Source organism: Thermoproteota archaeon (assembly GCA_003352285.1).
GTDB lineage: Archaea > Thermoproteota > Nitrososphaeria > Nitrososphaerales > Nitrosopumilaceae > PXYB01.
Window position 1 is genome coordinate 1 of the sequence record QQVN01000005.1, and the last position, 13,117, is coordinate 13,117.

Genomic DNA, 13,117 nt, shown 5'->3' on the forward strand with positions numbered 1-13,117 from the left:
CAGCATCAGTGAATAGACGTGCAAATGAGGTGACCTTTGTGATGGAATCATCTGTGGATAGTGAATCAGTTATTGCACGGTTGAATTGAACAGATGCAAGAAGTGTATCAGCTGCAGCTAGTGAGTCTGTCATGAAGCGGTTGAATGAAGTTGATGTTGTTACGGCGTCATCTGTGGATAGTGAGTCTGAGAATAATCTAGCAAAGGATGTTGCAGTTGTGATGGTGTCATCTGTGGATAGTGAGTCTGAGAATAATCTAGCAAAGGATGTTGCAGTAGTGATGGTGTCATCTGTAGATAGTGAGTCTGTCATGGTACGTGTGAATTGGACAGATGCAAGAAGTGTATCAGCTGCTGCTAGTGAGTCAGTCATGAAGCGGTTGAATGCAGTTGATGTTGTTACGGTGTCAGCTGTGGATAGTGAGTCTGAGAATAATCTAGCAAAGGATGTTGCAGTGGTGATGGTGTCATCTGTGGATAGTGAGTCTGTTATTGTTCTGCCAAATGTAATGACTCTTGAAATAGAATCGCTAGCTGACAATGAATCTGTCATGGTACGTGTGAATGAAGCAGATACTGCAATAGAATCATCTGTGGATAGTGAGTCTGTAATGGTACGTGTGAATGAAGCAGATACTGCAATAGAATCATCTGTGGATAGTGAGTCTGAGAATAATCTAGCAAAGGATGTTGCAGTGGTGATGGTGTCATCTGTAGATAGTGAGTCTGTCATGGTACGTGTGAATGAATTTGATACAGCTATGACGTCGTCTGCTGTCAGTGAGTCAGTCATGTATCTGGTAAATGATACTGCAGTGGTGATGGTGTCATCTGTAGATAGTGAGTCTGAGAATAATCTAGCAAATGAGGTGACCTTTGTGATGGAATCATCTGTGGATAGTGAATCAGTTATTGTTCTGCCAAATGTAATGACTCTTGCAATGGAATCAGCAGCTGATAATGAATCTGTCATGGTACGTGTGAATGATGTTGCAGTAGTGATGGTGTCATCAAAGGAAGCTGAATCTGTGATTGATCTTGTAAATGATGCAGATACTGCAATAGAATCATCTGTGGATAGTGAGTCGGAGAATAATCTGCCAAATGATGTTGCAGTAGTGATGGTGTCAGCTGCTGCTAGTGAGTCTGTCATGGTACGTGTGAATTGAACAATACCAATAACAGAATCAGATGTAGATAATGAGTCAGTGATTGTTCTTGTAAATGAAGTAGATATGGCAATTGAATCGTCTGCGGATAGTGAGTCAGTGATTGTTCTGCCAAATGAGGTGACCTTTGTTATGGAATCATCTGTGGATAGTGAGTCAGTTATGGTACGTGTGAATTGAACAACACCAATAACAGAATCGGATGTAGATAATGAGTCAGTGATTGTTCTTGTAAATGAAGTAGCAGAAATTGGAGTAAGATCAGTGAGTGTAACTACATCATCAGTTATAGTTCTTGCAAAGCTAGTTACTTTAGAAATTGAATCAGATGTAGATAATGAGTCAGTGATTGTTCTTGTAAATGAAGTAACAGAGTCAGGAGTAAGATCAGTGAGTGTAACTACATCATCAGTTATAGTTCTTGCAAAGCTAGTTACTTTAGAAATTGAATCAGATGTAGATAATGAGTCAGTTATGGTACGCTCCTTTGGTCTTTTAGGCCATTCAACTACATCAAATCTGTAAGATTGAGACTGTCCGGTATCAGAACGATACAATGTCACTGTATTATCAGCAGTTAACTGCAAAGCAATAGCACCTCTTGGATAGGCAGTTCCAGTACCAGTAGAAGTGGAAGTTTCACCCATGATAGAGGTTTGGGAAAGTGAATTCACAGCAGTAATGGTTTCTGTCCAAGTCTCCTCTTCTCCACCGCCAGTACCGCGAGTATTACCAACATGCTGAACATTTAGACCATTACCCACTTGGGTATTTTCAATAACCCAAGCAACAGAAACAATTTCACTTTCTGTTTCACCACCATCATCAGCAGCATTAACGTCTAACATGAAAGAGATACCAGGGTCCCCACCAACGCCATCAGCAGTAGAATTTAGATAAACTTCTGCACCTAGTTCTTGTAAATCATCCATTGCTCCACCAGCGCGATGCTGCACATGCAAAAATGCACGAGAAAGAGAATTTACTGCTTCAATGTCATCGGTTTCAAGATTTCCAGCATTGCCATCAATGTAAGAGTGCTCAACTCTTTGAATCTTCCAATGTTTACCAGTAAATTCAACTACTGCGTATGATAATTGATTAGCATCCTCAGTACCGCTAGCATCACCACGAGTAAAGTCAGGTTCATTGTTTGCAGCATCCCACTCTGCAGTGGATAGTGCTTCATTCCAATCATTGATACCGGCATTAAATCCAGCTTGACCTGTAATGAAAACAACAACATCGTTATCATCTGCTGGAGTAACGGATGCGCCAGAGGCAGTTGTAGATGATGAGGCATAAGTCACTGTATCGATATCCAAAACATCAATAGCATTAGGACCATCAGATGGTCCAATGTACTCTACAATCTCCCAGCAAATTCGATCATCAGATGCAGGATTTGAATTTCTTGTAAATACAATTTGGTTTGTCATATCGGATGCATCACTAATGTATGCACTAAAGTCATTGAGATTTTGATTTCCACCGCCAGAAGTTACACCGTTTGCAGTAAGCCTGGTGTTAACAATTCTTACAAACGCTTCACCAAATGGAGCATCATATTCAGAGCCTGCAGTAAGAGTAGATGTAGTTGAGCCACTTGACATAATTGTACAGTCTCGTTGAATCCTAAAGTCTTCAGAGCCAAATTGAGTAACACGATCTTTGATTCCTACTTGTTCACTTAGAATTATCTTGGAATAGTCAGTTCTTAACTCAGGTGAATTAAATCCAATATTTTCTGTAAAAGACGCAAATTTGCCAGATAATGTGAATAGTTCGTCTTGCAATCCAAGATTTTCATTAAGATGAAGGTGTGAGGGTTTGTTTGGTAATTCAGGCTCTGAGATTCCCAAGTTTTCTGATAGTGAGAGATAGGTTGGATCCATACTGTGAATTACCCACCAGATACGATTTGCAGTAGTAGACACAGAGTCTGAAGATGCTGTAGATGTCTCAATATTTCTAATTGATAGATTTACGTTAGCTGGCAGCTCAATGAAACAGCTTGATTCAGCTCCACCCTCCATACTATCATATGTTCCTTGATCACCACGATTGTATCCACCACCATAACAGACATTCTGTTGAGTGCCATTTACATACAAACTAGTAGTCCATTCGAATCTTGTACTACCAGTGTGACCACTAGTATAGATACCATATGCAATGTTATACAAGCCAGCTTTGTGAATTGTTACATCAGTACCATCTGCAGTAAATGAGTAATCACTTCCTAGTGTATCAATAGTGTCCCACTTTTGAGTAAATGTGCCAGCACCTAGATCATCACCGCCATTTACATCACGGATTTGAAGAATCTTTCCAGGAGCTGTAGTGCCAAGGTATTCTAAATCCAAATGCATTCTATCAGCTACACTGTTTCTATTTACAGCACCTGTATTTCCAACACCAATGTTTACTCGAAGTGCATCTTGAGAATCAAGATACAAGATGGTAGATGCCCCAACTGCTGCATCACGGGTATCAGTGTTTCCTCTTTGATTGATGTGACTCCAACCATAAGGAATAGAAGCCCAAACTCCGGAGGAGTTTGTTTGAATTTGGCCAAATGTTGATGCACGGTTGTTAGTTGTTTGAGTAACACCTACACCATAGGTGACTTTGTAATAACCAGCATTTTGTACGGTGACAACAGATGGAGTACCTAGACTGTGTGTGAAACTACTATCAGTTCTATTTTGAACTGTCCAACTGACAGTTTGGTTGCCAGAACTAAATGCAGCGCCGTTAGAATCTTCTCGTAAAATTATCACATTAGGATTATCAATTTTTTGTAAATGTATCCAGCTTTGGGCACCTGTTAGCGCAGCACCAGTTGTTGCACTGTTGGATACCCTTCTAGCAACGAGAGACACATATGAATCGGCATCCAATTCTATCAGACATGAGCCTTTTGCAACAGAATCCAATGCAGATGAACCACCTCCACGATTATACCCAGAGCCATAACATGCCTTAGAATCTGCACCATTAACTAACAAATGGGATAAAATCTGGTATCTAGCATCATTACCTGTACCATCATTTGTAGTAGTAACATACAATCCATAATTAATTCGATAAACACCATCTTCAAGAACGGTAATTCGCTCAGTATTAGTTACTGTAGAGTGATCAAATGCTGCGTCCTCTCTGTCCTCAATTGACCAAGTAATATCTTGATCAGCAGTGTTATCAATATCACCGGCTGCACCGCGTAATAAAATTACAGATGGACCATTCTTATTCACTGCACTGTTAAATGCATATTGTACATCATTACCAAATCTAAATTCCAAAATATGAATGCCAGTTGTCATTACAGTTGATGTTTCAGAACCTGTAGAATTGCTTGTGTAATTTGGATAGAAAACAGAATTACCGTTGATTGTGTAATTTAATGAATGAGTGCCATTAGTTAATTCTAAAAATTTCAAATCAGCAGGATATGCATCACCAAATGTTGTACCATTAATTGCGGTGATTGTAAGATTTGCAATGCCAATAGTGTCAAATCTAACTGTCCAATCACTTCCTACTTTGGGATAAGATTGAACATTGATTATGTTAATGTCAGCTTCAACTTCAAATTCTTGTTCAGATAGCTGTGGAACAGTCCATTTCATTCTGTCTGATATTCCATTTCCATCAGTATCAACAAATGTAACATTAAATCGTGGATCCAAAGTTACATCCACCTTTGAGCCGTTTATCATCCAGTGTAATTTGAAATCAACATTGTGTTCAACTAGATACTCTGGCAGATCAGTGTATGTTTTGACATTTGTATAATGTAATGTAGAGTTGTGAGCAACAGTTACATTTCTTTGGAATTTGACATCAGTTGAAAAGTCATTTTCTTTTGTATATGGTGCTGGTGTTGCGAATTTAATTAAATATTCTTTATCAGATTTTGTAGAATTTTTAATTTTTTCTGATTTCTTTTCATTTACATCTAATTTAGTTTCATTGATTATAATGAATTTGGATGGTTTTTCATGCTGTTTTACTTGCTTTAGTTCCTTCATTGTTGCAAGATCTAATGAAGCAATGGAAGTAACATTAATTTTCTTTGCAAGTTTGTCGAGTTTCTTTTGTTGTTTTTCTAGGAATTTTTCTAATTTTTCGGGTAACTCAACATCAGTAGAATTATCATTAACGTCATCATCATTCAAAATTGTTATCATATCTTGAGATATCTCAGATACAGTATCATTTTCATGGAGAATTTCTACTGCGATATCTTGTGCATCTGCAGGAATTTCCACTAAAATTGAATCCAGAGAACGGGTTTCATTGACGATGACTGTCTGGGTCCAATTTACGATTTTTCCAATTTCAATCTCATTATGTTCTAGTAGTGAGGGGTTATTCTTTGGCTCAAGAATTGGGATTCCATTTAGGAATAAGGAGATTTTGTCATCAAGACCCAAATGCGTACTATAATACGGGTTTCTTGGATCTACTGCAAATATCTCATTATTGATGAGCATATTTTCATTCAGATTTACAAATTGTAGATGGGATTCATCGCGGGCAATAGATGAGTGAATGCCTAATTGTTCAAAGATTTGGATATGGATTTGACCATTGTGATTTAGTAAAATGGAATCATCGAATTTGAGATCCTCGTTTAGTTTAATTTTATTTGAGTCGTTTTGGATTTCGGGTAGACCTTTTTCAAAAGGTAGACTAATTTTTTCAATTTTTATCAAAATATTTTCTGACAAAGAAATGGTAGACCCAGAAATTTTTGATGATTTTAGAGTGGAAATGTAAGCATTAAACTCGGTTTGAATTTGTTCTTGTGTGAGAGCTTTCTTGTAAACTGATGCATCACCAATTATGCCTGAAAAGTAGTTTGAAAAGCGTGGTTCATCTCTTTGAGTATTGATTAATGCACCAATTACAACATTGGATTCAGATGTTGCAACATTTGCGTGTGTCACATTGAGTTTTCCTTGAGAAAATGAAATTGGTTCGGGTAAAAATGCAGTTCCTTCGAGAGTTCCATTTACGTATAATGAAATTTTGGTTTTGTTAATTATACCTGCAACATGAGACCAGTTTTGAATGGCTTTTGTTCCCGTAATAGTTGTCCATGAGATTCCATCAAATACTGAAAATTTTGCAACCTTTTCCGGTGGAATTAATTTGTTTATGGATAACACGAATGAATTTTCTTTCCCCACGATAGTGAATTCAGAAGAACCGTTTGTGTAATTTGGTTTAACCCATGATGAAACGGTCAAAGATGATAAATCATTATTCAGATTTTCCTCATTAACCGCAATTATTTCAGATTGTGTTCCATTTGTAGAAAGAATAACTCCTTCCTCTTGCATATCAGTAGAATTGGTAATCGATGTAGGAAGAACTGATTCAGGAATTTCAGTAGAATTTTCTGGTTCAAATGTGAAAATTCGTGCTACAGGAGTGTTTGCAATGAAAATTGATTCAATATCGTGTCCAGATAATTGTGTATCATAAAATTCAACATCAGTAATTAAACCAGAATACAGATTTTCAGCGGAATGTTTCATATCAGGTGTTACTGCAGCACCAATGACAACATCATTTGCAGATGTGATCTCATCAACTGTTTTAATTGAGATTTGACCATCTGATGTTATGTATGGTATTCCTGTAATTGGAATTGTCCCTTCGAGAGTTCCATTTACATAAATCATTATTGCGGTTTTGTTAAAACTCGCTGCAAGATGCGTCCAACCATTAACTATTTGTGATTTTGATTCTACTGATGTCCATTTGATACCATCAAATACTGAAAATTTTGCAATTTTTTGTGGTGTTAAAACATTGTTAATGGATAAAACAAATGATCTAGCTTTTGAAACAATTGTAAATTCATCAGAACCTTTTGTGTAATCAGGTTTTATCCAAGCAGATATTGTCATATTGGTAATGTATGTTGTTGCATTGGTGGGAATTGTTTCAGCAAAATCATCTGTTCCATCTAATGAAATTGAGGTTAAATCTAATTCAGTATCGTTTAGGATTTTTGCATCTCCAATTAATTCTAAATTATTTGTTTGATTACCATTAATCCATGATTCAGTTACATTTGGTAAGATTATTTTTGGCGGATCAATTGGTAAATACAATGTGATACCCAACTGTTCATCTAATGTTTGATTATGGTGCTGAATTTTTTGCTCTATCAGTTGATCATTAAGATATAGATTCAATGAATCATTAATAGAGAGATATTCTGAAAAATTATCCCAGGTTTGATTATTAATTTTTAATAATAAACGATCATTGATACCCAATTGATTAAAAATGAAATGTTGTTGGATTGATTCATGATTTACAACATCTTCGTAAATGAATAGATTTTCTGACAATAATATAGAATTTTGGTTGTGAATAAGATCATAATCGAATATGTATTCATCATAAATAGAAACATGTTCAATTAATTGAATTATAATTAATGAATTAGTAACGTTTGATGGTTGAGGTTGTGCAGTAACGTTTGATGGTTGAGGTTGTGCAGTAACGTTTGATGGTTGAGGTTGTGCAGTAACGTTTGATGGTTGAGGTTGTGCAGTAACGTTTGATGGTTGAGGTTGTGCAGTAACGTTTGATGGTTGAGGTTGTGCAGTAACGTTTGATGGTTGAGGTTGTGCAGTAACGTTTGATGGTTGAGGTTGTGCAGTAACGTTTGATGGTTGAGGTTGTGCAATATCTACAATTGATTCAGAATTAATTTGATCGTCAGGTGGATCTATTTCAGATAATTGTGGAACATCGTAATCACCATCATCCACAATAACATCCGATGTTGAATTATCTATCATTGAATCAGTTCCTTCATCGGCAAATGCATATCCCCAGTAGGAATTTGCAATTGAATAGGGCGTAATCAAAATAGAAGATAATAAAATAATTACAAATGTAAATGATACAAATTGTTTGTATTGATAGAATTTACTTTTTTCATTTTCAATTCGAATGATTATGAGACCAGCTAACGGTACCGTGATAATTAACAGGGAAAATGGATTTTCTGATGAAAATTTTTCAGCATCAATGCGGAAAATATTTTCAATTTTTATTATTTCATCAGAAATATTTTGACCTGATGTTGTCAGAATGACAGGAATTTTGAAAATTTCAGATGAGGAAAATGATTTTTCGAAATATTTCAGTAATTTTTTTGATTCATCATCTAAAAATTCTAATTTTTTATCATCTGAATCATTTTCATCAGTTTGAATTACATGCAGACCATAATCATTTTGAATTGTTTTGTAAATTGATTTTGGATTTTTGAATCGCTCTAATGGGAAAATTCTCTCCCAGATTGCGAGACGTTCATTTCCATTATGGATTTTTGTTATAATTCCTTCTGTCTTTTTTTCGGAGGAGGTTTTGATTCCATCAAATAGATTTACAGAATAAATTTTTCCTTCGTTACGTACATCATCGGGGACAGGTAATTTTTTTCCATTAAATTGTTTAACAGAAATTCCATCAAATAGATTTACAGAATAATGTTTTGAGATTTTTTCATTCGTATTTGTTGTTTTTATTTGAGAAAATGTAATTTCATCATTAGGAATGTTTGAATAAATTGAGACAGATGTTGCAAACGCAAATGAAAATGACGATATTAAGATAATACTAACTAATGCAACCGCAATGGCCTTTGTTTCCACATGATTTGTGACTAATTATTCATACATTATTCCGATTGCGTTTAGTTTGGACAAAATATTTTTCAAAAATTATTCGTAAATCAAAATTTTCTAAAAAATTATTTTTAAAAAATTATCATTTTTCATATTTTTGCTCAAAAAATTGTCTGCTGATTTTTCAAGGTAATTTTTCAGGAATTGAATTGTTTTTTGAATTTGAAAAAACCCCTCTTTATATGGTCAGTATACCAAAGGTAGACATGGTCAACCGCGTTGTTTCCACAAAACTAACAGAGGAAGAGCATTCAAGATTCATGGAAATTTGTAATGATAATGGGATGACAATTTCATCAATGTTGAAACGCTCAATTATTGATCAAATAAAAAAAGAGAATAGCAAGAGGAAAAAAGAATCTTCAGACAAAACAAATTCTGATGAAGAAAAGTTGAATATCAACAACATAGAAGAGACTGAGAAAAAGATCTCAGGCACAACTGAACAGAATCAAGAAGAGCGATTTCTTTACTTTTAGGAAAGAGAATTTAATTAATTATTTCATCAAAGAGAACTATCCTGAATTATTTTAATAATACAGATCACATATCATGTTATGCGTAAAGGTCCAGCAATAGGCATCGGAATTGCAATAGTAATAGTTGCAATTGGAATTGGTGTTGGGTCTACCTTTACAGATTCAATTAATTTTGATGGTATACCTGGCAATGATCAGGATAATTCCATGCAAATGTCAGATAATATCGAAATTACAGTTACTCCCCCTGCTGCAGAAGAAAACAGTCCAGGTAAACAGATTGATGTTGAGTTGGTAGACGGAGTAGGAACTGGAGACCGATAACTAGTCTACGCCTGTAAAGATATCTACGACTCTATTAGCTAATTTTTCGATATCAACGGTTGGTTCTGCAGAGATTAAGAGAAGTACTTTGCTTATTGGAAAAGGAAAACTCACAAGTACAACTTTGTCACGCCTAGCAGCAAGATAGTTTATTGGACCTAAGGTTTGGTCAAACTCTTTTCGAATGGAAACTTTGGATACAAATTCCATAAATGACTTTAATTTTGTTTCATCGCCTTCAAGAGGAGTCAATCCTTCCTTTTGACCGCCAGATATGAGTTCGCCGTCCTGATTAATTATTCCAGCAAAACGGATTTCATCCTCTTGGAGTAGGACTTTGCATTTTTCATTGTATAATTTGAGAGGAATGGTTTGTTTTTCCAATTTCTATTGATTCACAATATCAAGAGAGATAAAAACGTCGCCATGAGTGCTTTCTTTGAGTGTCAAAAGCAGTAAAAAAATCAATTAAAGATTTGTAAAAAATGTGTGTCCAGAATAAACATCCTGAACCCTAATACTCAATGACTTTGTCAAAATACATGGGAAGGAAGTTCATCAATCGATACAAAAATGAAAATTATGATCAAGAGTATGAAGAAGAAGAGGAAAACAACAAGAAGAGGATGGAAAGAGTTGGACCTAATATCGATGATGTCGATGCCATGGATGTCGAAATCCGACAGATTTCTCTTGAAAAAAATATGGACAAACCAAGATCAAGAGAAGAAATCATTAAAGAAGAATTACAAGTTGCAGGGCATCAGACAAGAACTACAAATCAATTTCAAAAATATATTAATGCGCATATTGAGGATCGACTTTCAAGGATAGATAAAATTAAACAAGCAAAACAAGCTTTTGATAAAGATATTGAAGCATTGAAAGGAGATGAATTCCAATATCTTACAAGATTAAAAGAGACCAAAGTAGAAACATTATCTTCAAAAGCAATGCAAGAGATGCTTCATTCACTAACACTAAACAAAGACATTACAAAATCAAAGTTAGAACATTTTAAAAATCGTGTAAAAGAAACCGAGCAAGAGCTTACGCGTCAAGAAAAAGACATTGAAAGAATTGAAAAACGGATTAATGAAAAGATGCTTCAGGAAAAAGAAGAAAAGGTAAAAGAAGAAAGTATCAAAAAAGATCTTGCAGAGTTAAGTAAAAAATACAACGTTAATGAATTACGCAAAATATTACAGTCATTATCAACAAGTGAGGATGAATAAATGGCAAGAAAGTTTATCAACAGAAAAATTTCTGCAGAAGACGAATGGAGTCACATTGCAGATTCACAAAATCCAAACATCGATGATGTTGATGTTATGGATATACAAGATCGTACATTGTTTTTTAATGACGAAGCGCAAACTCCACAGACTAATTGGGAAAAAACAAAGGAGGCAACTCGGAATGCAATGGATAAAGCAGGCAACACAGGACAATACATAAAATATGTTAATGCACATTTTGAAAAGAAAAATTCTGAAATTAACAAGATTAAAGCACTAAAACACAAATTTGATCAAGAAGTAGATTTACTTCGTCAAACAAGCGATACTCTAAGAGCAGATAGCAATCCAAATCAATTCATAAATGACAAGAAAAGATTGTCTGAAATAAAAGAGTCAATTCAAAAAGAACATCAAGTAACAAAAGCATATTTGAATGAACTGAAAAGCTCAATATCAAAAACAGAATCAGAATTAGAAAGACAGGTTAATGAAATGCGAGAAATTGACGAGTCATTGAAATATAATTCCTTAAGCAACAATGATGAAAAAACAATACGAACGATTGATGAAGAATTAAGTTCTTTGAGTAAAAAATATGATGCAAAAACAATGCTTGATATTTTAAAAAGTTTAGAAGCATCTCTTGAAAAAGAGGAAATAAAAAATGCTAGCAAGTAAGTCAGTTAAATTCCTAATTGTTGATGATTCAGAGGCAATAAGAATTGCAATAAAAGAAATTTTGGACGCTACAGCATATTCTTGTAAATACTTAGAAGCAGACAATGGATATGACGCAGTAAAATTATTTCGTGATGAGTCACCAGACATTGTGTTTTTAGACATTTACATGCCAAGAGTAGACGGGATTCAATCACTAAAAGCAATGCTAACGTTAAACAAAAAAGCTAAAATAATTATGATCACAGCAGCTGCAAATGCAAAAATCGTTCATGAAGGAATTAGGTTAGGAGCTAGAGACTATATTCTAAAACCATTTGACAGGATTGCACTAAACAATGTAATGACTAAAGTCATGAATCAACCTTGGTAAAAAATTAAGGTAGTCCTTCAGAATCATCAGCACAGTGTTTGTGAACCCATTTACCTGAAGAATCTTTTGAGATCTCTTTGCCAGGTTGAATTTGTGCACCGCATGATACACATGACGAGTTAAATTTTGCTTTCATGTTCTAACTCTAGTAATAAAAAATATAATCTTAGTTTTGCAAAAAGTGTTTACGTATAGTGAGCTTTAAGTAGAGAATTAACGTTTTTTCTTTAAACAGTCTTCCAGTGCATCATTAATTACACGTGAAAAACTAACTCCTTTACTCTCTTGTTTTATCATTTTTGCCTGACGTTCGCGTAATTTTTTTTGCAATTCAGAATCCAACATGATTGTAATTCTCTTTAACATATTTTGTAATTAAATTGGTAGAATATAACTTCATGTGCAAATTATTAATTTATGAAATTTTTTAATTTTTTAAAAAAATGACTCTTATTTCCATTTATGAAAAATAGTATGAATGAACTCATGTTAATATTATAAGATAAAAATTTTAGATTCCCAAAAATGAAAACGTAACTTGCAGTAAAAAATCTCTTAAAAAATTAGAAAAGAAGTTTGTTTTTATCGGAATGTTCTTACTTTTCGAACTATTTTGTTGTGATCAAAGCCAGGAGAACATGTCACATATAACAAATGATTATTTCCTGCTGGCATTACAAGTCGTTTGACTTTTTCATATTCAGCCAGAGTGTATTTGCATTTGCCTAATTTGCGAGCAAGTTTCTTTCTGCCTTTCATGTTTCGTGCCGATGCCTTTAGTGATTCTTTACTTTCACTTGGGCTTAGAATGTTCTTTACAGCTTTTCTTCTTCCGTGGAAAACTAGTTTGCCATTCATGTCACAAATGGTTACAACACGAATAGAAGGACTGATCTTCAGAACTTTTGCCACTACGTCTTGGGCGTCCATGGTGTAATCATAAATCAATATGTGATAAAGGTTTCCGCATCCTCATTCGTGTAAATATAATCAAATACCATCGTTTGAAAAAAATCTCAAAGTATCATGCAATGTCGTGTATAGCATTCGCTAAAAGCGATAAAAGAAAAAAATCATCATGCAATGTCGTGTATAGCATTCGCTAAGTGATTCAAAAATGAATCAT

Annotated in this window: 8 protein-coding genes; 5 read left to right on the forward strand and 3 right to left on the reverse strand. The window is 34.7% G+C overall.

The annotated features are described in order from the left end of the window. A partial coding sequence (locus DWQ18_06185) for a hypothetical protein (protein ID RDJ32789.1) occupies positions 1-8,863 on the reverse strand: 8,863 nt, incomplete at its 3' end. 35 nt (positions 8,864-8,898) lie between these two features. Here DWQ18_06185 and DWQ18_06190 point away from each other — a divergent pair. Beyond that, positions 8,899-9,375, forward strand: a complete 477-nt coding sequence (locus tag DWQ18_06190) for a hypothetical protein (protein ID RDJ32790.1) — start codon at positions 8,899-8,901, stop codon at positions 9,373-9,375. Positions 9,376-9,453: 78 nt separating this feature from the next. Then, positions 9,454-9,699, forward strand: a complete 246-nt coding sequence (locus tag DWQ18_06195; protein ID RDJ32791.1) for a hypothetical protein — start codon at positions 9,454-9,456, stop codon at positions 9,697-9,699. Here the strand turns inward: DWQ18_06195 and DWQ18_06200 are convergent, their stop codons facing one another. Beyond that, entirely contained in the window at positions 9,700-10,083 is a 384-nt protein-coding gene (locus tag DWQ18_06200) for a hypothetical protein (protein ID RDJ32792.1), read from the reverse strand. A 146-nt stretch (positions 10,084-10,229) separates the two neighbouring features. Here DWQ18_06200 and DWQ18_06205 point away from each other — a divergent pair, with 146 nt between their 5' ends. The 3 genes from DWQ18_06205 to DWQ18_06215 are packed head-to-tail and all read left to right on the forward strand — an operon-like array spanning position 10,230 to position 11,991. Continuing rightward, positions 10,230-10,934 carry a hypothetical protein gene (locus DWQ18_06205; protein ID RDJ32793.1) on the forward strand — a complete coding sequence of 235 codons (705 nt, stop codon included), beginning with the start codon at positions 10,230-10,232 and terminating at the stop codon, positions 10,932-10,934. Then, positions 10,935-11,618, forward strand: coding sequence for a hypothetical protein (locus DWQ18_06210; GenBank protein ID RDJ32794.1), 684 nt, complete (start codon positions 10,935-10,937; stop codon positions 11,616-11,618). Continuing rightward, positions 11,605-11,991 carry a response regulator gene (locus tag DWQ18_06215; GenBank protein RDJ32795.1) on the forward strand — a complete coding sequence of 129 codons (387 nt, stop codon included), beginning with the start codon at positions 11,605-11,607 and terminating at the stop codon, positions 11,989-11,991. Before DWQ18_06210 ends, DWQ18_06215 begins: the two co-directional genes overlap by 14 nt. A 582-nt stretch (positions 11,992-12,573) precedes the next feature. On the opposite strand, the gene DWQ18_06220 is transcribed toward DWQ18_06215, so the two are convergent. Next, entirely contained in the window at positions 12,574-12,921 is a 348-nt protein-coding gene (locus DWQ18_06220) for a hypothetical protein (protein RDJ32796.1), read from the reverse strand. Positions 12,922-13,117 lie beyond the last annotated feature (196 nt).

Excerpts from the sequence above, each read along its gene's own strand:
- DWQ18_06210 (RDJ32794.1), top strand. The coding sequence starts at position 10,935 with ATGGCAAGAAAGTTTATCAACAGAAAAATTTCTGCAGAAGACGAATGG.
- DWQ18_06220 (RDJ32796.1), bottom strand. The coding sequence starts at position 12,921 with ATGGACGCCCAAGACGTAGTGGCAAAAGTTCTGAAGATCAGTCCTTCT.
- DWQ18_06215 (RDJ32795.1), top strand. The coding sequence starts at position 11,605 with ATGCTAGCAAGTAAGTCAGTTAAATTCCTAATTGTTGATGATTCAGAG.
- DWQ18_06195 (RDJ32791.1), top strand. The coding sequence starts at position 9,454 with ATGCGTAAAGGTCCAGCAATAGGCATCGGAATTGCAATAGTAATAGTT.